Raw genomic sequence first — 21,530 nt, forward strand, 5'->3', positions numbered from 1 at the left:
CCTTAGATGAGGGTGGAACATTGATGGAACGAATGGGCGGCGTCAATCACCGCCCGCCCGGTTATCTGCGCGGTCCGACGAGGCCGAAGTAGGCACCCTGCGGATCGAAGGCGTGGACGGTATATTCGCCGGTGGGGATCTGCTGCGGATCGCCCATAGGCTTGCCGCCGCCGTCTTTTACTGCGGTCAGCGCGCGGTCAATATCGTCCACGCCGATGTAGTAGGTCCAGCCCGGAACCGGCATGAAATCGGCCTGCTTCATCACCGCGCCGATCTGCACGTCCTCCAGTTGGAGGAAACGGTAGTCGCCGAGCGGTCCCATCGGCATCGCACCCTGCTGGGTCCAACCGAAGTGCCTGGTGTAGAAGGCTACCGCGGCATCGTCGTCCGGCGTCACGAGTTCGTTCCAGCGCACCGTCTGCGGCTTGTCCACGCTGAACACGTCGCTGGTGGCGTCGGGATCGTCGGCGGGCGGCTCCGGCGTCATAACGTAGAACGCCGCGCCCTGCGGATCGGTCACCATGGCGAAGCGGCCGACGCCTTCCATGGTCGTCGCGGGGACGTGGACGGAGCCGCCCTCGGCCGTGATCTCGGCCACTTTGGAATCGACGTCGGGAACGTAGATGTAGCCCATCCAGCCGGGCTTCGCGCCCTGGCCGATCATCTCGTCGTCGAGTGCGAAGACGCCGCCGGTATAGCCGCAGCCCGCGCCGCCGCCATCGATGCGCTCGATCATGCGGTAGTCCATGCCCGCTTGCGGCATGACGTTGGCGCCGATCTTCCAGCCGACGACGCTGCCGTAGAACGCGGATGCGGCGTCGGAATCGCTGGTCATCAGCTCATACCAGATGAAGCTGCCTACAGGGTTGCCCATGGCTCAGCCTCCCAGCGTGACGACGGGCTGGAAGCCACCGTAGATCATGCGCATGCCGTCGAAGGGCATGGGGTTCTTCTCCGGGTCCATGCGCGGGTCGGTGTTCATCGCGTCCATGACCGCCGCCATGCCCTTTTCGCGGGTCGCCTTGTCGGGCCATTCGATCCAAGAGAAAACCACCGCCTCGTCCTCCTTGCATTCCACCGCGCGGAAGAAGTCAGTCTGCTTGCCTTCGGGCACGTCGTCCTGCCAGCATTCGAGGACGCGGGTGGCGCCGTGCTCCATGAAGACCGCGTCGCCCATCTCGGCGTGAGCGATGAACTTGTCCTTGTTCGCCTTGGGGACGGCGATCACGAAACCTTCAACGTAGGTCATGTCAGACTCCTTCCTTGGCTTTATTCTTGGGATCGTGCTCCGCGAATGGCGCGAGTTGCGCTTCCAGCGCGCGCTGGAACGCCGGGCGAGCCGTGCCGCGCTCGACATACGCCGCGAGCGAGGGCGTCGGCGCAAGCACGGTCGGGTCAGGGATGGCGCGCAGGATCGTCACCATCGCTATGTCCGCGATCGAGAAATCCCCGGCCAGCCACTCGCTATCCCCCAGCGCCGTCTCGAGGCGCTTGAGGCGGCCTTCCAGCGCGGCAGTCAGGGAAGGGCGGCGCAGCGGTGCCCAGTCCTCCTTGCGCGAGAAAAACGTGCAGTTGACGAACTCCATCACGAAAGGCTCGATCGAGTTGAACGCGCCGAGCAGCCAGCTCAGGACTTTTGCCCGTTCCTGCGAGCCGGTCGGAGGCAGTGCGGCCGCCTTCTCGGCGAGATGGATCAGCGTGGCGCCGCTTTCGAATATCCCCACGTTGCCGTCACGGACGAAGGGCACTTGCCCCCAAGGCTGGTCGTCATAGTACCATTCGGGACGCTCGATCGCGCTGATCAGGCGTACCTTGTAGGGCAAGGCGTATTCCTCGCAGGCCCAGCGCGGGCGCAAGTCGCGTACCTGCCCCTGCGCGAAGGACGGCACCCATTCGAAAGCGGTGATTTCAATCTGTGAGGTCGGATCGATAGGCATCGTCTTCTCCCTCTCCCGTTTCCTTATGTCACGCCGTGGTTGGGATTTCCATTTCCCCCGAGGCGGCGGCAGGGTCCATCCACATCGTCTCCCAGACGTGGCCGTCGAGGTCGGTGAAGGCGTGGCTGACCATGAAGCCATAGTCCTGTGGCGGATTGATGTCGGGCGTGCCGCCTGCCGCCGCAGCCTTGGCCTTCATCTCTGCGGCCTCTTCCTTGTTTTCACATGCAAGGCAGAGCGCCACTTCGCTGGAGCCGGTGTCGGGGATCGGGCGGTCGGTGAAGGTGCGCCATTTGTCGTGCGTCAGGATCATCACGAAGATGGCTTCCGACCACACCATGCAGGCCGCCGTGTCGTCGGTGAAGCGCGGCTCGTTGGTGAAGCCGAGCGCGGTGTAGAACGCCTTGGAGCGCTCCAGATCGGTGACGGGGAGGTTCACGAAGATCATGCGTGCCATCTGCTCTCTCCTTCAGAAGGGCGAATCGCCTCTTGCCCGAACCTGACCCTAGTGGTAACTAAATGCAACCATGAAGTCACAAAAAGAAACCATACGTTCGGAAAGCACGACGGACAGTGTGAAACGCGCACATGGCCGCTGGTATGGCGATGCCTGCGGGGCGGCCTTCGCGATGGAACTGATCGGCGAACGCTGGTCGCTACCGATCATACGCGAGATGATGCTCGGACCGCGCCGTTTCTCCGAGATCCGCGCCGAATTGCCGGGCCTGAGCGCCAAGACTCTGACCGAGCGGCTGGAGAGCCTCGAAGGGACGGGCATCGTCGCGCGTGAAGTGTTGCCGCTGCCCGCTTCGGTGCAGGTCTATCGACTCACCGAATGGGGGCTGGCGCTGGAGCCGGTGATGCAGGAACTGGGGCGATGGGCGGTGCGCTCGACGCTCCACGACCCCACGCTGCCGATCACGCCAGTCTCGCTGATGCTCTCGTTGCGCACGATGATCCATCCCGAGCGGATCGGCGATCTGGCGCTGACGGTGAGCTTCGAGGTGGGGCTCAGGAAATTCACCGGGCGGTTGGTGCAGGCCGAACTGGCCATCCGTCCGTCCGGCGACGGCGATGTGGAACCCGATCTGGTCTTCGCGGCCGAGGGCGGCTTCCCATTCCTTGCGGTATTCTACGGCAAGTGGCCGCGCGAAGAGGTTCAGGCACTGCGGATCGAGGGCGATGCGTCGCTGGTCCAGCGCTTCGTCGATCTGTTCAGCCTCCCTCCCAAATGCGCGAGTTGAGCGCACGAAGTCGCCCAAAGCTTATTGCGATGCAGCGCCGCCTCCTTTACGCGAGTGCCTGCAATGACTGACAGCAAGATCCAGACCGAGAATCGCGACGCCACCGTGCTGGCCGCTCCCGACATCGAACTCGACGTGCGCGAGACCTTCGGGATCGATATCGACATGAAGGTTCCAGCCTTCTCCGTGGCCGACGAGCGCGTGCCCGACCTTGACGAGACTTACGTGTTCGATCCGGACACCACGCTCGCGATCCTTGCGGGATTCGCCTACAACCGCCGCGTCATGGTGCAGGGCTACCACGGCACCGGCAAGTCGACGCACATCGAGCAGGTCGCGGCGCGCCTCAAGTGGCCGTGCATCCGCATCAACCTCGACGCCCACATCAGCCGCATCGACCTGATCGGCCGCGACGCCATCGTCCTGCGCGGCGGCATGCAGGTGACCGAGTTCCGCGAGGGTCTGCTGCCCTGGGCGCTGCAGCACCCGGTCGCGCTGGTGTTCGACGAATACGACGCGGGACGTCCGGACGTGATGTTCGTGATCCAGCGCATCCTCGAAACCGAGGGCAAGCTGACCCTCCTCGACCAGAACCGGGTGATCCGCCCGGACAAGCACTTCCGCCTGTTCGCGACCGCCAACACCGTGGGTCTTGGCGATACTTCGGGCCTCTATCACGGCACCCAGCAGATCAACCAGGGCCAGATGGACCGCTGGAACCTCGTCGTGGCGCTCAACTACCTGCCCGCCGCGACCGAGACCGGTATCGTTGCCGCCAAGGTGCCGCAGATCGAGAAGTCGGTGATCGCCAACATGGTCAAGGTTGCGGACTTCTCGCGCCAGGGCTTCATGAACGGCGACATTTCCACGGTGATGAGCCCGCGCACGGTCATCACCTGGGCGCAGAACGCGGCGATCTTCAAGGACGTCGGTTTCGCGTTCCGTCTCTCGTTCCTCAACAAGTGCGACGAGACCGAGCGGATGCTGGTGGCCGAATACTACCAGCGTGTCTTCGGGCAGGATCTTCCGGAAAGCGTCGTCGCCAAGGCCTGATCCGGCACCACGATTTTTCCATGAATCTGAAAAGGGCGTGCTCGATGAGCGCGCCCTTTTTTGTGTTTGCGCGGCACCTCTCATCACTATAGATGTAGATATTATGCATCTTTAAAGGGTGAGATCCATGGCAGCTCCGCTTTCCGAACAGACCATCGCAATCGTCAAGGCCACCGCATCCGTGCTGCAGGAGCACGGCGTCGCGATCACCACCCGCATGTACGAGCGGCTGTTCGTCGATGAAGAGGTGCGCGCACTGTTCGATCAGGCCGCGCAGGAATCGGGCGAGCAACCGCGCCGGCTGGCGGCGGCGATCCTCGGCTATGCGCAGAACGTGGACAAGCTGCAGAACCTGACGCCGGTGGTTGCGCGGATGGTCCAGCGCCATGTGGAAACCGGCGTCCGGCCTGAGCACTACCCGCTTGTTGCCGAAGCGCTTTTGCCGGCGATCCGCGACGTCGTGGGCGATGCTGCTACTGACGAAGTGCTGGCTGCGTGGGGCGAAGCCTACTGGTTCCTTGCCGACATCCTGATCGGCAAGGAACGCGAAGTCTACGAAGCCCAGACTGCCTGAGGCTTACTCGTCCGGGTATATCGCCCGGACGAAGTAGAGCCCGTCCGGCGGGGCGTTGAGGCCAAGTCGCTTGCGGTCGCGCGCCTCCAGCGCCTCGCGCAGGTCCTCCTCGCTCCACCGCCCCATGCCGACGAGCGCGAGGCAGCCGACCATCGAGCGGACCTGATGGTGCAGGAAGCTGCGCGCCTCGGCCTCGATCAGCACCATGTCGCCCTCGCGCCGCACCTCTAGGCGATCGAGCGTCTTGAGCGGAGAACTCGACTGGCAATGCGTGGAGCGGAACGTGGTGAAATCGTGCAGCCCCACAAGCGTCTGCGCGGCATGGTGCATCGCCTCCGCGTCGAGCGGTTTGGGCACCATCCAAGCCTTGCCTTTCTCCAGCGTGAGCGGCGCGCGGCGATTGGCGATGCGGTAGATATAGGCGCGGCCGACGCAGGAAAAGCGCGCGTGCCAGTCGTCCGGGACGACCTCGCATGACAGGACCGCGATCGGATGGGGGCGCAGCCTGTCGTTGAGCGCTCCCAGCAGCTTGTACGCCTCGAACGGCTTCGCGATATCGATATGCGCGCGCATTCCGAGCGCGTGGACTCCGGCATCGGTGCGCCCGGCTGCGTGCATGATGGCGCGCTCGCCGGTGACTGCGAAGGCGGCATCCTCAACCGATTGCTGCACAGAGGGGCCGTGCGACTGGCGCTGCAGCCCCATGAACGGGCCGCCGTCGAATTCGAGAGTAAGCGCAAATCGGGTCATTTCGCCCAGCCGATACAGGACTGGCGGCGGCGTGCAATGGTGTTGAGGCACTTGGCGCGCCGTCATGTCGGTGGCACCATCCGTCGATCGGGAAAGGAGCCTGTCATGGCCGAGAAGAAAGAGCCCCGCTTCCAGATCTTCCGCGGCGCCGATGCCCCCGCGCTGGAAGAGTGCGATTGCATGACTTACGAAGGCGATACGCCCAATCTTGCTGCCGCCCAGCCGCTGCTAATGGAGGCGATGCAGGTGAGGGGGGAATATGCCGACGTTCCCTATCGCCGCGAGGATATGAGCCTGGCGCGGTTATGGGTGAAGAGCGGGTTTCCGCTGCCGCTCCACAGCCACGACTGCGATTGCCTCTATTACATCGTCGCCGGCTCGATCCGGATGGGCACGGAGACACTGGCGGCGGGTGACGGCTTCTACGTCGGGGCCGAAGTGCCCTATGCGTACACTGCCGGGCCGGAAGGCGCGGAAGTCCTCGAATTCCGCACGACCGACCGCTTCAACATCCGCGTCAGGGACAAGCCGCTCAGCGCGTGGGAGAAAACTGCCGCGACGTTGCGCGAAGGCCATGCCCGGTGGGCTGACGAAGCGCCGCCGCTGCGCCGGATGCCGGAGAAGGTCTGAACTCAGCCCAGTTGCGTGTCTGCCGGGATCGGCCGCCCGCGAAGCAGGTCCGCCACGTCCATGGCCGGCTTGCCCGCGCGCTGGATTCGCGTGACCTGAAGCGCCTGATCGCCGCACGCGATCGTCAGGGCGTCGTCCAGCGTGCGTCCCGGCTCTCCGGTTACACTGCCCTCGACGATCCGGGCGGCCAGCACCTTGTAGCGTTCGCCGTCCAGTTCGAAGAATGCACCGGGTGCGGGCATGAAAGCGCGCACCTGTCGCTCCACATCAACTGCGCTGGCCGTGAATTCGAGTCGCGCTTCGACCTTGTCGATCTTGCGGGCGTAAGTCACCCCGTCCTCCGGCTGCTTCACCGCGCGGTGCACGGCGAAGTCGCGCAGCGTTCCGACCAGCAGTCGCGCGCCCTTGTCGGCAAGTTCGCAGGTCAGTTCCCCGGCCGTCTTCAGATTGATCGTGGTGCGCAGCGTTGCCAGCATCGGTCCGGTGTCGAGCCCGGCTTCCATCTGCATGATGGTGATCCCGGTCGTCGGGTCGCCGGCGAGGATCGCCCGCTGGATCGGTGCGGCACCGCGCCAGCGCGGCAGGATCGAGGCATGGATGTTGAGGCAACCGAGACGCGGTGCGTCAAGCACCGCCTGCGGCAGGATCAGCCCATAGGCCGCGACGACTGCCACATCTGCGTCCAGCGCGGCGAAGGCCGCCTGCTCGTCCGCTCCCTTGAGTGACACCGGATGGCGAACTTCGATACCGCGCGCCTGTGCCTCGCGATGCACCGGCGAAGGGGTAAGCTCCTTGCCACGCCGTCCACCGGGGCGCGGAGGCTGGGTGTAGGCGGCCACGACCTCGTGTCCCGCCTCGACCAGCGCCACCAGTGCGGGGACGGCAAAATCGGGCGTTCCCATGAAGATGATACGCATGATGTGGGGAACTCCTGAGCGGGCTTTCTAAGATCAGGCGCAGGCCCTATCTCCCGATCCATGGCATCGCAAGAGATCGAGACGCTGACCGCAGCCCTGTCGCGCCTGCCCGGCCTCGGCCCGCGCTCGGCGCGCCGTGCCGTGCTCTGGTTGATCAAGCGGCGCGAAACCGCGCTGGTGCAACTTCTGGAGGCGCTCGACGCCGTGCGCGAGGCACTGGTCGAGTGTCGGACTTGCGGCAACGTCGATACCACCGATCCTTGCGGCATCTGCGCCGACGCGCGCCGCGATGCGCGCTCGATCTGCGTTGTCGAGGAAGTCGCGGACCTCTGGGCGCTCGACCGCGCGCGGCTGTTCACCGGCCGATACCATGTGCTCGGCGGGCGCCTCTCGGCTCTGGACGGCGTTCGTCCCGAAGACCTCGCCATCGACGGTCTGCTGCGCCGGATCGGGGAAGGCGGGATCGACGAAGTCCTCCTTGCGATGAACGCGACTCTGGAAGGCCAGACGACCGCGCATTACATCGCCGAGCGTCTGGAAGGTTTTCCCGTCCGGGTGACGCAGCTTGCCCACGGCCTGCCGGTCGGTGGCGAACTCGACTATCTGGACGAGGGCACGCTGGCGCAGGCCATACGCGCGCGCCGCCCGGTCGCCTGAAGCGATTGCTGCGCGGTTGCCCAGGCGATTGTTCAGCCGATTGTTCAGTCGGTTGTTGCGGGCGATTATTCTGATCGGCGCCTGATCCTTGCGAAATCGCGGTTTCGCGATTATCTGGCGCAAATGGCTATCCGCGAAATCCTCGAAGTTCCCGATCCGCGCCTCAAGCAGGTGTCCGTCCCTGTCGAAAAGTTCGACGATGAGCTCAGGACGCTCGTCGAGGACATGTTCGAGACGATGTACGATGCCCCCGGCATCGGTCTTGCGGCGATTCAGGTCGGCGTGCCGCTGCGCGTGCTGGTGATCGACCTCCAGCCCGATGACGAGGACGCCGAGCCTGAAGTCTGCACTGCGCATGGTGGCCACCACCACACGCACCAGCCGACGAAGAAGGAACCGCGGATCTTCATCAACCCCGAGATCCTCGATCCTTCCGAAGACCATATCGTCTATCAGGAAGGCTGCCTTTCGGTGCCTGAGATCTTCGCGGACGTGGAACGTCCCTCGACCATCCGTGCCCGCTGGCAGGACCTCGACGGCGCCGTGCACGAAGAGGCGATGGATGGCCTGATGGCGATCTGCCTGCAGCATGAGATGGACCACCTCGAAGGCATCCTCTTCATCGACCATCTCTCGCGCCTCAAGCGCCAGATGGCTCTCAAGAAGCTTGAAAAGCTGCGCAAGGCCGCCTGATTTTCCGAGGGCGTTCCGCGTCCCGGTGGAAAATGCGCGTCGAGGGCTGGAGTTCCTGAAATGTTCCGGTAGGCTGGGGCAATGGAACTTGTCGTCGCCACGATTCTCGCCCTCGTCATCGGCCTTGCAGCAGGCTGGTTCTTCGGTTCCCGCCCGATTGCGCAATGGCGCGCACAAGCGGAAACCCGGGAACGTGAGGCGCGCGAAGGCGATGCCCGTTACCTGAGGGCTTTCGCCGATCTCGAAGCCGCGCGTGAGCGGGCCGGGCGTGCGGACGCTCTGGAACAGGCGCTCGAGCGCGCGCGTGTCGATCATGAAGCCCTGACCGAGCGCCTGCGCCATGACGGCGTTGCCGCTGTGGAGCGTACCCGAACAGACCTGACGCAGGCTCTGGAAAAGGCCCGTGCCGAGAATGCGGCCCGGGTGGATGGGCTTTTGCGCGAACAGCGCAGCCTGTCGGATGAACTTTCCACTCTGCGTGAAAAATCCGCGAACTTCGACGAGCAGAAGCGCCTCCTGCTCGAAGCGCAGGAAGCCTTGCGCAAGGAGTTCGAGAATGCCGGCGCGAAAGTGCTGGCAGGCGCGCAGGAGGCCTTCCTGCGCCGTGCGGGGGAACGTTTCGAGCAGAGCGAGAAAGCCAGCGCGGAACGGCTCAATTCGATCCTCACCCCGGTCGGGCAGCGTCTCAAGAGCTACGAGGAGCAGGTCGCATCGCTCGAGGCCAAGCGCGTCGATGCCTTCGGCCAGTTGACCGGTCAGATCGAGGCGCTGCGGGTCGGGCAGGAAATGGTGCGTGCGGAGGCCGTGCGGCTCGGCAATTCGCTGCGTAATGCTCCCAAGGCGCGCGGCCGGTGGGGCGAACAGCAACTCAAGAACGTGCTTGAACAGTGCGGGTTGACCGAGCACACCGATTTCGAGACCGAACAGTCGATCAACACCGAGGATGGTCGCCTGCGCCCCGACGCGATCGTGCGCATTCCCGGCAACAAGCAACTGGTCATCGACGCGAAGGTCTCGCTCAACGCCTATCAGGACGCCTTCGAGGCCGAGGACGAGGCGGGGCGTCTGGCCTTCATGGGCCAGCACGCGGCATCGATGCGCAACCACATCCAGACACTCGGCGCCAAGAGCTACCAGAGCCAGTTCGAGAATGCGCCGGACTACGTCATCATGTTCGTGCCCGGCGAACACTTCATCGCAGCGGCCCTAGACCACGATTCGGGCCTCTGGGACTTCGCCTTCGATCGCAAGGTGCTCCTGGCGAGCCCGACCAACCTCGTCGCCATTGCCCGCACGATCGCGCAGGTCTGGCAGCAGGAAGGGCTCGCTCGCGAGGCTCGGGAGATCGGCAAGCTGGGGGCCGATCTCTACGACAGCCTGGCGAAGACGCAGGACGACCTCTCCAAGGTCGGCGTCCACATGGGCCGTGCGGTAAACAGTTTCAACGACTTCGCCCGCACTTATGAGGGCAATGTGATGAGCCGTGCCCGTCGCCTCAGCGAAAAGCACATCAAGATCGGCAAGCGCGAGATTTCCGACGACGTGCCCTCCATCGAAGCGGCACCGCGTTATGCGGATGTCGGTGCGCAGATCGAGGATCGCAGCGAGGAAGCTGCCGAAGCAGCGGAGTAAGCCGTTGTGGAGGCGGGGTCGGCGCTGAGGTGAGCCTCAATCGGCTGCGGGTGTCAGTTCCGCCATATGGCCGCTCGACTGCAGGATCATGCGATTGCCGTCGATCGTCACACGCGGGGTTGCGGCGAGGAGGGCGCTCACGGCATTGCCCTGTTCCCACGATGAATTCGGGCACGCGGCTTCGATCTGGTCAAAAGGCCCGGCGATCAGGCGGCCCGCATCCAGCCGCCATGGTCCCTGAAGCCGGTTGCACCCGGCCTGCACGATAATGTGCTTTTCCTCGAAGGACACTTGGGCGCCCGCATTTTCCGGACCGCGTCCGTCGATGAGGGCGAAGCGCCACTGAGTACCTGCCCATCTTTCCGCCGTTGGGCCGCGTTTGGCAAGGTGCGAGCCGTCTCCGGCATCGGAGCATCCGGCCAGCAGCGCCGGGCAGAGAAAAAGCGCGAGTCGTCGCATGACCTGCCCAGTCTTACGCCGGACAGGTGAGGATGGGATGAACGCCGGGCCTCAGGAACTGCGCAAGTGGGCCAGGGCCTCATAAGCCAGAACCGCGCCGGCGACCGCGGCGTTCAGACTGTCTGCGCGGCCCAGCATCGGAATGGTTACGCGAAGGTCGCAGGCCTGCTCGTAATCTGCCGGAAGTCCCTGCGATTCGTTGCCGACCATAAGGAAGCACGGCGCGGTATAAGGCGCCTGCCGGTAGTCGGTTGGATCGCGCAGCGAGGCCGCGACGAGCTGGCCGCTGCCGTCACGCAGCCAGGCCTGGAATTCGTCCCAGCGTGCGATCGCGAGTTTCTGTGTGAAGATCGCGCCCATGCTGGCCCTAACGGCCTCGACCGAAAAGGGGTCGGCGCAATCGTCGATCAGGATGAGCCCGCCCGCGCCCACGGCGTCGCCGGTGCGCAGCATGGTGCCCAGATTGCCCGGATCACGCAGCGCCTGCGCCACCAGCCAGATCGGCGAGCTTGCCCGGTCGAGATTGGCGAGGCGCGTGTCGAATTCGGTGAAGACGCCCGCGACGGCCTGCGGGTTATCCTTACCGGTCACTTTGGCGAGGATTTCCACGTCCATCTCGACGATTTCGCCGCCGGCAGCGGCCACCGCCGTTTCAAGAGCGTCGAGCAGCGGATGGGGGTCGCGGCCAATGGCCATGACCAGCATTTCGGGCAGTACGCCGCATTCCCGCGCGTCGGTCAGCAGGCGCAGCCCTTCGGCCAGAAAGCGCTTCTCGCGCTTGCGGTGCTTCTTGTCGCGCAGGGAGCGCAGGAACTTGACGAGGGGGTTGGAAAAGCCGGTGATTGTGCGGCGCTCGATGCCGCCCGGCGTCTCTTGCGTGCTCACTCTTCGCCGAAGCCGTCGCGCACCAGACCCGCCAGCACCGCGAGTGCGGTATCGGCACCGTCGCCCGAGCAGGCGATCTCGATGGTGTCGCCCTTGGCGGCGCCCAGCATCATGAGGCCGAGGATCGAGCCGCCCGCCGCTGACATGCCGTCCTTGCTGACGGTGACGGAGACCGCAGGGGGCAGATCGGCAACATGGCCGACGAACTTCGCGCTGGCACGGGCGTGCAGGCCGCGCTTGTTGACGATCAGCACAGAATCACGGCAGTCGATCATGCGTCCTGCCCCAGATATTCGCTGGCGATCGTGATGTAGTTGCGACCTGCATCGCGCGCGGCGGCAACCGCTTCGCGCACCGGCATGCACCCGCGCGCCTTGGCGAGGCGGATCAGCATCGGCAGGTTGATACCGGCGATCACCTCGACCTTGCCAGCCTGCATCAGTGAGATCGCAAGGTTGGAGGGCGTGCCGCCGAACAGGTCGGTCAGGATGATCACGCCTTCGCCGCTGTCCACCTTCACGATAGCGTCGGCGATTTCGGAGCGGCGGCGTTCCATGTCGTCGTTCGGGCCGATACAGACGGTCTCGACATCGGCCTGATCGCCGACGACGTGTTCCATCGCGTGTACGAACTCCTCGGCGAGATTGCCGTGAGTAACCAGAATCATGCCGATCATGCCGGGAGTGCGCTCCGAAATTCCTGCAATCGCACCCGGTTCATGTCTCTATTTTCCACGCCGCAGACCCCCTTCGAGAAGATCCGCCGCCCGTGAGCCCAGGTTGCGGTGCAGCAATGTGGGCGAAAATCCCGATTGACGCAAGACCGCTGCGATCTGTTCTGCCGTGAATACCGAACGATGTTTCCCTCCGGTGCAGCCGAAGGCAATGTGCACGTAGGCTTTCCCCTGCGCCCGGTAGCGGGGCAGCAGCAGCAGGATGAGGTCGCGGATGCGGGCAAAGGCCTCGTCCCATGCGGGGTCCTTGCGGATATAATCGCCGACCGGAGCGTCCTGTCCGGTCTGCGGGCGCAGTTCGGCATCCCAGTGCGGGTTGTCGAGAAAGCGCATGTCGAAGACCAGATCGGCGACAGGCGGCATCCCGCGCGAGAAGCCGAAGCTGGAGACGGTGACGGTGAGTTCGTCGGTGGTGCTCTCGGCGAAACGTTCGCGAATCGTCCGCTGCAGGTCGTTCGAGGTGAACTCGGTGGTCTCGATCAGCAGGTCGGCCCAGCGACGCAGCGGGGCGAGCAATTCACGCTCCGCCCGGATGCCAGTGGAGACCGGCGCATCGGCGGCAAGGGCATGGCGGCGGCGTGTTTCGTTGTAGCGGCGTTCCAGTTCCTTGCTGGAGCAGTCGAGGAACATCGTCGTGATTTCGAGGTCGCGGCGTTCGCTGAGGCTCTTCACCTGCGCGATCACGCGCTCGGGGTCGAAGCCGCGCGTGCGCGAATCGAAGCCGATGGCGAGCGGGGTGGGATCGCCTTCGGGGGCGCCGTCGATGAGCGCTTCGAGCATGCGGACCGGGAAATTGTCGACGATTTCCCAGCCGAGGTCTTCCAACACGCGCAAGGCCGTCGTCTTGCCCGCGCCCAGCATGCCCGTAACCAGCAGCAAGCGCTGCGGATTTCCCACTTTGGTCCCCATCAGCGCTATCTGCGCCCTGCCGCCGGGAAAGGGAAGGGGCCAAAAGGTCTTCCCCGCCGTGCGAGGGGTTTTATCCGGGCAATCCGTAGTGTTTCAGGGCAAGCTCCGTCTTGATCGCGAGGACCGTGTCGTGCGGGGCAAGGCGGATGAGAGGCATCTCGATACCGCTGATCGTAATGCTCTCGGGACTTTCGATGTAGCGAGGGGCAGAGTCGTCGAGGTGCAGGACGAGGGCCACCGGGACATTTTCGATGCAGCCGTGCGGGATCAGGCCGAGGTTGCGGACTTCCAGCAGGCTGCGCGTGCGGGGGTGGGGGCTGGCGAACAAGCGCCCGTCACGGGCTTCGAGCATCACGGAATCGTCGCCGATCAGCATTGCGCCCCGATCTATCAGGGCCAGTGCGAGGCTGGATTTGCCTGAGCCCGGAGCGCCTTCGATCAGCACGGCGCGGTTGCCGATGGCAACGCAGGTCGATTGGCGGGCCTGGGCGCTCATGCCTCGTTCTCCCAGCGCGGCAACGAGATGACGAGCCGTGCGCCGGGCTGGCCGTCGGTGCGGTCGGTGGCGACGAGGCGGCCGAAGTGGGCCTCCACGATGGTTCGTGCGATGGCGAGGCCGAGGCCGCTGTGGGTGCCGAATTCCTCGCGCGACGGGCGCAGGGAGTGGAAGCGTTCGAACACGCGCTCGCGCGAGCCTTCCGGGATGCCGGGGCCGTGGTCGGCGACGGCGATCTTCACGCGGTTGTCGTCTTGCGACAGGGTGATCTCGATGGCGCCGTCCGGGGGCGAGAACGACACGGCATTGTCGATGAGGTTCTGCAGTACACGTTCGAGGCGCGGCGGGTCGCCGGGGACTGTCAGTTCCGCATCCTCGATCGTCACGATGACCGGGCTGGAGCCGTTGACGCCGCGCTGGTCGCGTTCGGCGACGAGGTTCTGGACGAGGCGGCCCATGTCGACGGGCTCGAACGTCGTGCGGCTGAGTTGGGCGTCGATGCGGCTTGCGTCGGCGATCTCGGTGACGAGAAAGTCGATGCGGCGCACGTCGTCCTGGGCGATGCCGAGGAGCTGGCGGCGCAAGTCGGGTTGATCGACACGTTCAAGCGTCTCAAGCGCGCTGCGCAGCGAGGTCAGCGGGTTCTTGAGTTCGTGCGCGACGTCGGCGGCGAAGCTCTCGACCGCGTCGATGCGCTGGCGCAGGGCGCCGCTCATGTCGGAGATGGCGCGGGCGAGCAGGCCGATCTCGTCGCGGCGGTCGGGCAGGCGCGGGACGATGACGCTGCGGTCGCGGCCGAGGCGCACGCGCACGGCGGCGCGCACCAGCTTGCGCAGCGGCTCGACGATGGTGCGCGCGAGGAACAGCGAGAGCAGGATCGAGACGCCCAGCGCGCCGCCGACGATGATCGCGAGGGTCTGGCGCGCCATCCGCACGTTCTCGGTGATGTCGCGGGCGTTGCGGGTCACCAGCAGCGCGGAGCCATCGGTGCCGACCGGGGTGGCGGCGATGATGACCGGGGTTCGGTCCGGCGCGGCCTTGTGGTTGATCCAGGTTTCCCGGCCGACCAGCGCCGCGCGCACTTCGGGCCAGCCGCGCGCGCTGGTGTCGGCAGGGTCGCGGTAGTCGGCGATTTCCGGGGCGCCGAGGATGAAGTCCATTCCCCGGTCGAGCATCCGCGCGGCATCCTGCAGCCACGGTTCGGAGGCCGGGTCGATCAGGCGATAGGACGGCGGAGCCAGTTTGAAGCTGTCGCCGGCCAGTTCGCCGCTGGTGTCGAACAGGCGCAGGCGCAAATCCTGTTCGGTACCGATGCGGGCGATCAGCGCGAGACGCCCGGCGGGGTTTTCGTCGGCAAGTGCGTCGGCGGTGATCTCCGCTTCCGACTTCGCGAGGCGATAGCGCTCGGCCAGCAGTTCGTTGCGGTAGCTGTCGATATAGAAAAGGCTGCCCGCGAGCAGGGCTAGCGCGATGAAGTTGACCGCAAGGATGCGCGCGGTCAGCGATACCCGCCAGGACAGGAGCAGCCGCACCGGACGCCGCCGGCGTGAGCGCGATCGCTCAGCCATCGGCGAAGGAATAGCCGGCGCCGTAAAGCGTGTCGATCGCGCCGAATTCGGGATCGACGGCGCGGAACTTGCGGCGCAGGCGCTTGATGTGGCTGTCGATGGTTCTGTCATCCACGTAGACGTCGTCGCTGTAGGCGGCGTCCATCAGCTGATTGCGGCTTTTTACCACGCCCGGGCGCAGGGCCATGGCCTCGAGGATCAGGAATTCGGTGACGGTGAGCGAGACGGGCTTGCCGTCCCAGGTGACCTGATGGCGCGCCGGATCGAGCGCAAGCCTGCCGCGCACGACGGGTTCGGGCATGTCTGCGCCGGAGGCTTCCTCGGGCGCGGCCTTGGCCAGTTCGCTGCGGCGCAGGATTGCTCGAATCCGGGCGACCAGCAGGCGCTGGCTGAAGGGCTTGGCAATGTAATCGTCGGCACCCATCGCAAGGCCCAGCGCCTCGTCCGGCTCCTCGTCCTTGGATGTCAGGAAGATCACCGGAAGCGACGATTGTGCGCGTAACACCTTGAGCAGTTCCAGGCCGTCCATGCGCGGCATCTTCACGTCGAAGATCGCCAGGTCGGGCGGGTTCTCGAGCAGGGCCTTCAGCGCCGTTTCGCCGTCCGCGTAGACGCGCGTGGCGAACCCCTCTGCATGGAGGCTGATCGATAGCGTGGTGAGGATGTTGCGGTCGTCATCGACGAGCGCGATCGTCTGCTGGCGTGGTGTGGCGACAGGGGCCGCGGTCGGCAGCATCGGCGTGTCGTCGGCAGGAGCGTTCAAAGGATCGGCCATGGACGCGGCGACGGTGCTTTCTGCTGCATGGGCGAGCCTGACTAGCCGCTCTGCCTGCGCATGGCAAATTCTCGTGCTGCGGAGATTAAATGTAAGGTCCAATAACCCTTGATGGTTCCAATTGAAGTCAATTTGACGGAAAAGAGACCACCGCTTAGTCGGCGGCACGATTCTTGCGCAGGAATCGACTTAGCGTCAGCGGGAATACCCGTAACGACGCCATCTTTTGGAGGAGATGACATTGACCACCCTTAACCATCCGCTCTCGAAACAGGGCATAGAGACGAAGGCCCAGATCTTCGCGAACCTCGGTACGGCCCCTCTGGTCGAGCATGCGGTGAAGAACGGGGAAGGCGTGCTTTCGGCTGACGGTCCTTTCGTCGTCGCCACCGGCAAGCACACCGGCCGCTCGGCGAAGGACAAGTTCATCGTCAAGGACGCCGAGACGGAAAGCACCGTGTGGTGGGGCAAGACCAACGTGCCGATGACGCCCGAGCATTTCGCGGCGCTGAAAGAGGATTTCCTCGCGGCGCTGGGTGAGAAGGACACGCTTTATGTCGCCGACCTGTTCGGCGGTTCGCAGCCGGAACACCGCGTCAACGTTCGCGTGATCAACGAGTTCGCCTGGCACAACCTGTTCATCAAGACGCTGCTGGTGCGTCCGACCGCGACGGAGCTGGAGGGCTTCGCACCGGAATACACCATCATCGACCTGCCGAGCTTCCGCGCCGATCCCGCGCGCCACGGCTCGCGTTCGGAGACGGTGATCGCGGTGAACTTCACCGAGAAGCTGATCCTGATCGGCGGCACCGCTTATGCGGGCGAGATGAAGAAGTCGGTCTTCGGCATCCTCAACTACCTGCTGCCGGTGAAGGGCGTGATGCCGATGCACTGCTCGGCCAACATCGGGCCGGACGGCGATACGGCTGTGTTCTTCGGACTTTCGGGTACCGGAAAGACCACGCTTTCGGCCGACGCTAGCCGCACGCTGATCGGCGATGACGAGCATGGCTGGTCGGACACTGCCGTGTTCAACTTCGAGGGCGGCTGCTATGCTAAGATGATCCGCCTGTCCGAAGAGGCCGAGCCGGAAATCTACGCCACCACCCGCCGCTTCGGCACCGTGCTGGAAAATGTCGTGATCGACCCGGTAACCCGCAAGATCGACCTCGACGACAATGCGCTGGCGGAGAACAGCCGCGGTTCCTACCCGATCGACTTCATTCCGAACTGCTCGGAGAAGAACCTCGGGCCGGTGCCGCAGAACCTGATCTTCCTCACGGCCGACGCTTACGGCGTGCTGCCTCCGATCGCGCGGCTGACGCCCGATCAGGCGATGTATCACTTCCTCTCGGGTTACACCGCGCGCGTCGCGGGCACCGAGATCGGCGTAACCGAGCCGGAAGCGACGTTCTCGACGTGCTTCGGTGCGCCGTTCATGCCGCGTCATCCCTCGGTCTACGGCAATCTCCTCAAGGAGCGCATCGCCAAGGGCGGCGTGAAGTGCTGGCTGGTGAACACCGGCTGGTCGGGCGGCAAGGCGACCATGGAAGGCATCAAGCGCATGCCGATCAAGGCGACCCGCGCGCTGCTCAATGCTGCGCTCGACGGCAGCCTCAACGATGCGGAATTCCGCGAAGACCCGAACTTCGGCTTCGAGGTTCCGGTGGAAGTGCCGGGTGTCGATACCAAGCTGCTCGACCCGCGCGGTGCGTGGGCGGACGGCGCCGAGTACGACAAGACCGCGCAGACGCTTGTGAAGCAGTTCATCGACAACTTCGAGCAGTTCGAGGAGCATGTCGACGAGGGCGTCCGCAAGGCGGCTCCCGTCGCGGCCTGAGGCTGGCGGTGATGCATGAAGAAGGCCCCGGAACTGCGGTTCCGGGGCCTTTTTACGCCGAAGCCTCGATCTGATTCTAAGCGCGTCAACCCACCGTTCGTCATTGCGAGCGTAGCGAAGCAATCCAGGGCAGTTGAACGCCGCCCTGGATTGCTTCGCTACGCTCGCAATGACGAGGCTGGGGCCTAAGGCTGCACGGGTTCCGGCACGATGGACGGAGCAGGTGCGGAAACCTCCGGCGTGGTCGTCGTCGGAGCAGCGGCTTCCGGCACCCTTGCCTCCGGAGCAGGCGCTTCGGCAGCCGGGGTTTCCGGTGCGGCCTGGTCCGCAGACTTCGCCTTGCCAGCCGTCTTCATGCCGGGGCCATAGACCGGCACGACGCCCGGCGTGACCCGGCCGTGCAGCGCCTCGATCTCCGCCTTGCGCTGTTGCAGGTAGAGTTCGCGATAGGCTGCGTAGGGGTTCTCTTCCTCGCGGATGCGGCGGATTTCGTCGTCGAAGGCGGCGCGTTCGCCCAGCTGGCTGAGGATGGTCGAGGGGATCACGACCTCGGGCTTGTTGAACGGCGAGCCCACGACGGCGGGCAGCAGCGCCCGGTCGACGGTGTCGCCGATGATGTCGCGCAGCGTCGTTGGGCCGACGATCGGCAGGTAGAAATACGGACCCGGCCCGACGCCGTAATAGCCCAGTACGTTTGCGAGGCCGTTCGGGCGGTAAGGCAGGTTGAACGGCTTGCGCTTGGCCATGTCGATGAAGCCCGCCGCGCCGATCGTGGTGTTGATCGCGAAGCGGCCCACCGTCTCGGCGGCCTTGCCGGGCTTCAGCTCCAGCAGGTAGGCGACGAACACGACCGGCTCGGTCAGGTTCGAGAAGAAGTTGCGCAGGCCCTGACGGACCGGACGCGGCAGGCCCTTGTTGTAGACCTTGGCGACAGGTTCGAGCACGGCCTTGTCGACCGCCTGCACGGTCTGGAACGACTTTTCGTTGATGCGCTCCAGCGGGTCGCCCGGCGGCGGGGGCTTGCGCGGCATGACGATGATTTCGTTGCCGGTCTGCGCGGGATCGGAAGGCGCGTCAGCCTGCTCGGCGGGCGCAGCGGCGTCAGTCGTGGGCTGCGCGGGCGCTGCCTGTACGTCGGCGGCCGCATCCGTGGCGGGCTGGGAAACGGTCGTCGCTTCGGTCGTTACCGGGGTCGTGGCCGGAACACCGGCCTCGGGGGCGACCGAGCTTATCATCACCGCGACAGCGGCAGCCGTCAGGCTCATGCGTTAGTCCTTGTCGGGCTCTCGCGCCCACAGCGTCAGAATACACCCCGGCTCAGGCTGCCCCCAACCATACGCAAGTGTGACTAGGAGCGCTATCCTCCGCTGCCCTATTCGTCAATTGCGTGCCTTGCACCTTATCCCCGCGAAAGGGCAGGCAGGCGTGCGGGGACAGGTGCGGCGAATGGGGACATTTCATGCCTTCCGTTCGTCACGCCGTGGTCCCATATTCAACGGGTCCATCATTGGAGTGAGACACATGGGACTTTTCGACGGCATCCTCGGCCAGGTCAGTGAACATGCGGACGTGACCAACCTCGCGACCAAGCTGGGGCTCGACCCGGCGGTGGCGGAAAAGGCGATCGCCGCGCTCGGCATCGCGCACCAGCAGGACGGCGACACGGCGCAGCTCGCGGCGGAGCGCAGCGGGCTCGACGTCGGCACGATCCAGCAGCTGATCAGCCAGATCGGCGGCGAGGGTTCGCTGACCCAGTTCGCCAGCGCGATCGCCTCCGACCCCGGCAAGGCGGCCAGCTTCTTCGACAAGGACGGCGACGGCAGCGTCATGGACGACCTCGCCGGCATGGCGAAGGGCCTGTTCGGCAAGTCGTGAACTCACGAGCCCTCCCGGATTCCTTCCGGGAGGGCACCGTATTTACCGCTTCTTCGCGGCGATATATTCGCTGACGTTCTGGGCCAGGACGTCGAGCGGGACGTTGCCACCGTCCACGATCGTCTGGTCGTAATCGCGCAGATCATAGGCGGCGCCCAGCGCATCCTGCGCGCGCTTTCGCTGCGCCACGATCTGCGAGTGGCCCATCTTGTAGCCGCAGGCCTGACCCGGCCATGAGCAGTAGCGGTCCACCTCGTTCACCACTTCCTCGCGCTTGTTGCCGTTCTTCTCCATGAAGAAACGCACCGCCTCCTCGCGGCTCCAGCCCTTCGCATGGAGCCCGGTATCCACCACCATGCGGCAGGCACGGAACGCCAGCGACTGCAGGTAGCCGAGCCGCCCGACCGGATCGTCGTCATAGGCGCCGAGTTCGTCGGCCAGCTGCTCGCCGTAGAGCGCCCAGCCTTCGGAATAGGCGTTGAACGCCAGGATCGAGCGGATCAGCGGCAGTCGGTTGGCATATTCGCCCTGCCAGACGTGACCGGGGATCGCCTCGTGATGGACGAGGGTGGGCAGGTCGTACTTGCGATGGAGGTCGGTGGTGCGCAAGTTGATCCACATCTTGCCGGGCACGGTGCCGTCCTTCGAGCCGGCGCCGCCATAAGCGGTCGGGGCGCCGGGTTCCTCCGACAGAGGGAGGCGGCGCACCTCGACATTGCCGGGCACGAGTTCGCGGAAGGCGCGCGGCATCTGCGCGCGAATCCAGTCGATGCGCTTCTGGATGAAGGCGAGGATTTCCCCGCGGCCGGGATCGCCCTCGGCGAACATAAAGCGCTTGTCTTCGCCGAGAGCGGTCATCCGGGCGCCGACGGTGCCGGTGGTATAGCCGAGTGACTTGAGGATCGGGTCCATCCGCGCGTGCAGTTCGGCAAGTTCCTGCAGACCGCGCTGATGGACTTCCTCGGGCGGGACGCGGGTCGTGGTGCTCGCCCGCAGTGCCCAGGCGTAATATTCAGCCCCATGCGGCCTTTCGCGCATGCCGGGATCGCTTTTCGCGAGCCCGCGCTGGCGCTGGAGTTCGGCAAGCTGGCGCTCCAGCGCAGGTACGACGTCGGCGGCGATGATGCGGCGGGCATCGGTGGCCCAAGTGCCGCTCATCTTGCCCGTACGCCCGGCGATCGAGGCGGCGAGGCTGCCGCCGTCCTTGCGCGCGTCGGCGATCGTGCTGGTCATCTGCGCGATGGCGCGGTCGAGCAGGAAGTCGGGCGGCACCAGACCCTTCGCGGCGGCATCAGCGATCCTGCCGCGTTCGCCGTCGAGTTGGTCTTCCAGCTGTGCAAGGCGTGCGATCCACGCATCGGCGTCGGCAGGCGTGTTGACGGGATGGTCGGCGTCAAGGAAGCGCGGGGCGTCGAGATAGGCGCCGACGTTCTGGATGACGACGTAAGGCGTGTTGCGCCAGCCGCCCACCGCGACGTCGCCATAAGGCAGCGCGAAGCCTTCCAGCGCGATGCCGAACGCACTTTTCACGACGGCGAGGCTGGTGCGCGTGGAGTGGTCGAGCCCCTTGGCGTCGAACGCCTCGATCCGGGCGAGGCCCTTGCGCAAGGTGGCGGCATAGGCATCCCGCCCGGCCTGCGAGCGGTCCTCCATGCGCGAACGCAAGGCGGCATGAGCGCCGGTATCGACGCCGAGCCCGGTGGCGGTTTCAGGAACGTGGTCGAGCAGGCTCCACGCGATCTCGTCGAGCAGTGCGGCGGCACTGGGCGAAGTCGCCGCCAGCGCGCGCATCGGGAGGGCAAGGGCGGCGGTTCCGGCGGTGAGCATCTGGAGCGTGCCGCGCCGGGAGATCGAGTGGGGGGAGTGGTTCATAGCTGAACGATGGCGAGGCGGTTCAAGGGTG

General features: G+C 65.3%; 25 protein-coding genes. 9 read left to right on the forward strand and 16 right to left on the reverse strand.

Translation table 11 applies throughout. The features are described 5' to 3' along the window. Nucleotides 1-61: 61 nt before the first annotated feature. From ACODRZ_RS02340 to ACODRZ_RS02355, 4 genes are read right to left on the reverse strand one after another with little or no spacing between them, the layout of a single operon-like run. On the reverse strand, nucleotides 62-874 hold the full coding sequence (locus ACODRZ_RS02340; RefSeq protein WP_488970777.1) for a VOC family protein: 813 nt from the start codon (nucleotides 872-874) through the stop codon (nucleotides 62-64). A gap of 3 nt (nucleotides 875-877) precedes the next feature. Then, nucleotides 878-1,249 carry a DUF1428 domain-containing protein gene (locus ACODRZ_RS02345; RefSeq protein ID WP_008829484.1) on the reverse strand — a complete coding sequence of 124 codons (372 nt, stop codon included), beginning with the start codon at nucleotides 1,247-1,249 and terminating at the stop codon, nucleotides 878-880. Between the two features lies 1 nt (nucleotide 1,250). Continuing rightward, nucleotides 1,251-1,937 (reverse strand): glutathione S-transferase family protein, encoded by a 687-nt coding sequence (locus ACODRZ_RS02350; RefSeq protein WP_488970776.1) that lies wholly within the window; start codon nucleotides 1,935-1,937, stop codon nucleotides 1,251-1,253. Nucleotides 1,938-1,965: 28 nt separating this feature from the next. Then, entirely contained in the window at nucleotides 1,966-2,394 is a 429-nt protein-coding gene (locus ACODRZ_RS02355; protein WP_488970775.1) for a VOC family protein, read from the reverse strand. 70 nt (nucleotides 2,395-2,464) lie between these two features. On the opposite strand from ACODRZ_RS02355, the gene ACODRZ_RS02360 reads away from it, so the two are divergent. The 3 genes from ACODRZ_RS02360 to ACODRZ_RS02370 all read left to right on the forward strand — a co-directional run bounded on the left by ACODRZ_RS02360 (nucleotide 2,465) and on the right by ACODRZ_RS02370 (nucleotide 4,808). Further along, complete coding sequence (locus ACODRZ_RS02360) at nucleotides 2,465-3,181, forward strand: winged helix-turn-helix transcriptional regulator (RefSeq protein ID WP_488970774.1); 717 nt, start codon at nucleotides 2,465-2,467, stop codon at nucleotides 3,179-3,181. Nucleotides 3,182-3,244: 63 nt separating this feature from the next. Next, nucleotides 3,245-4,234, forward strand: coding sequence for a cobaltochelatase subunit CobS (cobS, locus tag ACODRZ_RS02365; protein WP_488970773.1), 990 nt, complete (start codon nucleotides 3,245-3,247; stop codon nucleotides 4,232-4,234). A 127-nt stretch (nucleotides 4,235-4,361) separates the two neighbouring features. Beyond that, a complete protein-coding gene (locus tag ACODRZ_RS02370) occupies nucleotides 4,362-4,808 on the forward strand; it encodes a globin domain-containing protein (RefSeq protein ID WP_488970772.1) in 447 nt (148 codons plus the stop codon). A gap of 3 nt (nucleotides 4,809-4,811) precedes the next feature. On the opposite strand, the gene truA is transcribed toward ACODRZ_RS02370, so the two are convergent. Further along, nucleotides 4,812-5,558, reverse strand: a complete 747-nt coding sequence (truA, locus tag ACODRZ_RS02375; protein WP_488970771.1) for a tRNA pseudouridine(38-40) synthase TruA — start codon at nucleotides 5,556-5,558, stop codon at nucleotides 4,812-4,814. 105 nt (nucleotides 5,559-5,663) lie between these two features. Here truA and ACODRZ_RS02380 point away from each other — a divergent pair, with 105 nt between their 5' ends. Next, nucleotides 5,664-6,188: a cupin domain-containing protein gene (locus tag ACODRZ_RS02380; RefSeq protein WP_488970770.1), complete on the forward strand. Its 525-nt coding sequence runs from the start codon at nucleotides 5,664-5,666 to the stop codon at nucleotides 6,186-6,188. Between the two features lie 2 nt (nucleotides 6,189-6,190). On the opposite strand, the gene fmt is transcribed toward ACODRZ_RS02380, so the two are convergent. After that, the gene (fmt, locus tag ACODRZ_RS02385; RefSeq protein WP_488970769.1) at nucleotides 6,191-7,105 is read right to left on the reverse strand and encodes a methionyl-tRNA formyltransferase; all 915 of its coding nucleotides are present in this window, start codon (nucleotides 7,103-7,105) and stop codon (nucleotides 6,191-6,193) included. A gap of 60 nt (nucleotides 7,106-7,165) precedes the next feature. Here fmt and recR point away from each other — a divergent pair, with 60 nt between their 5' ends. The 3 genes from recR (at nucleotide 7,166) to ACODRZ_RS02400 (ending at nucleotide 10,087) form a co-directional block, all read left to right on the forward strand. Beyond that, nucleotides 7,166-7,762, forward strand: a complete 597-nt coding sequence (gene recR / locus ACODRZ_RS02390) for a recombination mediator RecR (protein WP_488970768.1) — start codon at nucleotides 7,166-7,168, stop codon at nucleotides 7,760-7,762. A gap of 123 nt (nucleotides 7,763-7,885) precedes the next feature. Continuing rightward, the gene (gene def, locus ACODRZ_RS02395) at nucleotides 7,886-8,455 is read left to right on the forward strand and encodes a peptide deformylase (protein ID WP_488970767.1); all 570 of its coding nucleotides are present in this window, start codon (nucleotides 7,886-7,888) and stop codon (nucleotides 8,453-8,455) included. Between the two features lie 81 nt (nucleotides 8,456-8,536). Beyond that, on the forward strand, nucleotides 8,537-10,087 hold the full coding sequence (locus ACODRZ_RS02400; protein WP_488970766.1) for a DNA recombination protein RmuC: 1,551 nt from the start codon (nucleotides 8,537-8,539) through the stop codon (nucleotides 10,085-10,087). 36 nt (nucleotides 10,088-10,123) lie between these two features. Here the strand turns inward: ACODRZ_RS02400 and ACODRZ_RS02405 are convergent, their stop codons facing one another. The 8 genes from ACODRZ_RS02405 to ACODRZ_RS02440 form a co-directional block, all read right to left on the reverse strand. Beyond that, entirely contained in the window at nucleotides 10,124-10,546 is a 423-nt protein-coding gene (locus tag ACODRZ_RS02405; protein ID WP_488970765.1) for an META domain-containing protein, read from the reverse strand. A 51-nt stretch (nucleotides 10,547-10,597) separates the two neighbouring features. Continuing rightward, nucleotides 10,598-11,431 carry a TrmH family RNA methyltransferase gene (locus ACODRZ_RS02410; protein ID WP_488970764.1) on the reverse strand — a complete coding sequence of 278 codons (834 nt, stop codon included), beginning with the start codon at nucleotides 11,429-11,431 and terminating at the stop codon, nucleotides 10,598-10,600. Further along, complete coding sequence (locus tag ACODRZ_RS02415; protein ID WP_488970763.1) at nucleotides 11,428-11,706, reverse strand: HPr family phosphocarrier protein; 279 nt, start codon at nucleotides 11,704-11,706, stop codon at nucleotides 11,428-11,430. Before ACODRZ_RS02415 ends, ACODRZ_RS02410 begins: the two co-directional genes overlap by 4 nt. Further along, nucleotides 11,703-12,107: a PTS sugar transporter subunit IIA gene (locus ACODRZ_RS02420; protein WP_103095616.1), complete on the reverse strand. Its 405-nt coding sequence runs from the start codon at nucleotides 12,105-12,107 to the stop codon at nucleotides 11,703-11,705. Before ACODRZ_RS02420 ends, ACODRZ_RS02415 begins: the two co-directional genes overlap by 4 nt. Nucleotides 12,108-12,155: 48 nt before the next feature. Beyond that, a complete protein-coding gene (gene rapZ, locus ACODRZ_RS02425; RefSeq protein WP_488970762.1) occupies nucleotides 12,156-13,073 on the reverse strand; it encodes an RNase adapter RapZ in 918 nt (305 codons plus the stop codon). Nucleotides 13,074-13,143: 70 nt separating this feature from the next. Continuing rightward, complete coding sequence (locus tag ACODRZ_RS02430) at nucleotides 13,144-13,569, reverse strand: HPr kinase/phosphorylase (RefSeq protein ID WP_488970761.1); 426 nt, start codon at nucleotides 13,567-13,569, stop codon at nucleotides 13,144-13,146. Then, the gene (locus ACODRZ_RS02435) at nucleotides 13,566-15,137 is read right to left on the reverse strand and encodes a sensor histidine kinase (protein WP_488970760.1); all 1,572 of its coding nucleotides are present in this window, start codon (nucleotides 15,135-15,137) and stop codon (nucleotides 13,566-13,568) included. The genes ACODRZ_RS02430 and ACODRZ_RS02435 overlap by 4 nt, the downstream gene beginning before the upstream one ends. Next, complete coding sequence (locus ACODRZ_RS02440) at nucleotides 15,130-15,873, reverse strand: response regulator (protein WP_488970901.1); 744 nt, start codon at nucleotides 15,871-15,873, stop codon at nucleotides 15,130-15,132. The genes ACODRZ_RS02435 and ACODRZ_RS02440 overlap by 8 nt, the downstream gene beginning before the upstream one ends. Before the next feature lie 274 nt (nucleotides 15,874-16,147). Here ACODRZ_RS02440 and ACODRZ_RS02445 point away from each other — a divergent pair, with 274 nt between their 5' ends. Further along, nucleotides 16,148-17,752, forward strand: a complete 1,605-nt coding sequence (locus tag ACODRZ_RS02445) for a phosphoenolpyruvate carboxykinase (RefSeq protein ID WP_488970759.1) — start codon at nucleotides 16,148-16,150, stop codon at nucleotides 17,750-17,752. A gap of 185 nt (nucleotides 17,753-17,937) precedes the next feature. Here ACODRZ_RS02445 and ACODRZ_RS02450 read toward each other — a convergent pair whose 3' ends face one another. After that, nucleotides 17,938-19,017: an MlaA family lipoprotein gene (locus ACODRZ_RS02450; protein ID WP_488970758.1), complete on the reverse strand. Its 1,080-nt coding sequence runs from the start codon at nucleotides 19,015-19,017 to the stop codon at nucleotides 17,938-17,940. A gap of 256 nt (nucleotides 19,018-19,273) precedes the next feature. Between ACODRZ_RS02450 and ACODRZ_RS02455 the strand changes: the two genes are divergently transcribed. Next, on the forward strand, nucleotides 19,274-19,627 hold the full coding sequence (locus ACODRZ_RS02455; protein ID WP_008829463.1) for a hypothetical protein: 354 nt from the start codon (nucleotides 19,274-19,276) through the stop codon (nucleotides 19,625-19,627). Nucleotides 19,628-19,669: 42 nt separating this feature from the next. On the opposite strand, the gene ACODRZ_RS02460 is transcribed toward ACODRZ_RS02455, so the two are convergent. After that, nucleotides 19,670-21,499 (reverse strand): DUF885 domain-containing protein, encoded by a 1,830-nt coding sequence (locus ACODRZ_RS02460; RefSeq protein ID WP_488970757.1) that lies wholly within the window; start codon nucleotides 21,497-21,499, stop codon nucleotides 19,670-19,672. Nucleotides 21,500-21,530 lie beyond the last annotated feature (31 nt).

It is taken from the genome of Novosphingobium sp. FG90 (assembly GCF_057808725.1).

Excerpts from the sequence above, each read along its gene's own strand:
- ACODRZ_RS02340 (WP_488970777.1), bottom strand. The coding sequence starts at position 874 with ATGGGCAACCCTGTAGGCAGCTTCATCTGGTATGAGCTGATGACCAGC.
- ACODRZ_RS02345 (WP_008829484.1), bottom strand. The coding sequence starts at position 1,249 with ATGACCTACGTTGAAGGTTTCGTGATCGCCGTCCCCAAGGCGAACAAG.
- ACODRZ_RS02350 (WP_488970776.1), bottom strand. The coding sequence starts at position 1,937 with ATGCCTATCGATCCGACCTCACAGATTGAAATCACCGCTTTCGAATGG.
- ACODRZ_RS02355 (WP_488970775.1), bottom strand. The coding sequence starts at position 2,394 with ATGGCACGCATGATCTTCGTGAACCTCCCCGTCACCGATCTGGAGCGC.
- ACODRZ_RS02360 (WP_488970774.1), top strand. The coding sequence starts at position 2,465 with ATGAAGTCACAAAAAGAAACCATACGTTCGGAAAGCACGACGGACAGT.
- cobS (WP_488970773.1), top strand. The coding sequence starts at position 3,245 with ATGACTGACAGCAAGATCCAGACCGAGAATCGCGACGCCACCGTGCTG.
- ACODRZ_RS02370 (WP_488970772.1), top strand. The coding sequence starts at position 4,362 with ATGGCAGCTCCGCTTTCCGAACAGACCATCGCAATCGTCAAGGCCACC.
- truA (WP_488970771.1), bottom strand. The coding sequence starts at position 5,558 with ATGACCCGATTTGCGCTTACTCTCGAATTCGACGGCGGCCCGTTCATG.
- ACODRZ_RS02380 (WP_488970770.1), top strand. The coding sequence starts at position 5,664 with ATGGCCGAGAAGAAAGAGCCCCGCTTCCAGATCTTCCGCGGCGCCGAT.
- fmt (WP_488970769.1), bottom strand. The coding sequence starts at position 7,105 with ATGCGTATCATCTTCATGGGAACGCCCGATTTTGCCGTCCCCGCACTG.
- recR (WP_488970768.1), top strand. The coding sequence starts at position 7,166 with ATGGCATCGCAAGAGATCGAGACGCTGACCGCAGCCCTGTCGCGCCTG.
- def (WP_488970767.1), top strand. The coding sequence starts at position 7,886 with ATGGCTATCCGCGAAATCCTCGAAGTTCCCGATCCGCGCCTCAAGCAG.
- ACODRZ_RS02400 (WP_488970766.1), top strand. The coding sequence starts at position 8,537 with ATGGAACTTGTCGTCGCCACGATTCTCGCCCTCGTCATCGGCCTTGCA.
- ACODRZ_RS02405 (WP_488970765.1), bottom strand. The coding sequence starts at position 10,546 with ATGCGACGACTCGCGCTTTTTCTCTGCCCGGCGCTGCTGGCCGGATGC.
- ACODRZ_RS02415 (WP_488970763.1), bottom strand. The coding sequence starts at position 11,706 with ATGATCGACTGCCGTGATTCTGTGCTGATCGTCAACAAGCGCGGCCTG.
- ACODRZ_RS02420 (WP_103095616.1), bottom strand. The coding sequence starts at position 12,107 with ATGATCGGCATGATTCTGGTTACTCACGGCAATCTCGCCGAGGAGTTC.
- rapZ (WP_488970762.1), bottom strand. The coding sequence starts at position 13,073 with ATGGGGACCAAAGTGGGAAATCCGCAGCGCTTGCTGCTGGTTACGGGC.
- ACODRZ_RS02430 (WP_488970761.1), bottom strand. The coding sequence starts at position 13,569 with ATGAGCGCCCAGGCCCGCCAATCGACCTGCGTTGCCATCGGCAACCGC.
- ACODRZ_RS02435 (WP_488970760.1), bottom strand. The coding sequence starts at position 15,137 with ATGGCTGAGCGATCGCGCTCACGCCGGCGGCGTCCGGTGCGGCTGCTC.
- ACODRZ_RS02440 (WP_488970901.1), bottom strand. The coding sequence starts at position 15,873 with ATGCTGCCGACCGCGGCCCCTGTCGCCACACCACGCCAGCAGACGATC.
- ACODRZ_RS02445 (WP_488970759.1), top strand. The coding sequence starts at position 16,148 with ATGACATTGACCACCCTTAACCATCCGCTCTCGAAACAGGGCATAGAG.
- ACODRZ_RS02450 (WP_488970758.1), bottom strand. The coding sequence starts at position 19,017 with ATGAGCCTGACGGCTGCCGCTGTCGCGGTGATGATAAGCTCGGTCGCC.
- ACODRZ_RS02455 (WP_008829463.1), top strand. The coding sequence starts at position 19,274 with ATGGGACTTTTCGACGGCATCCTCGGCCAGGTCAGTGAACATGCGGAC.
- ACODRZ_RS02460 (WP_488970757.1), bottom strand. The coding sequence starts at position 21,499 with ATGAACCACTCCCCCCACTCGATCTCCCGGCGCGGCACGCTCCAGATG.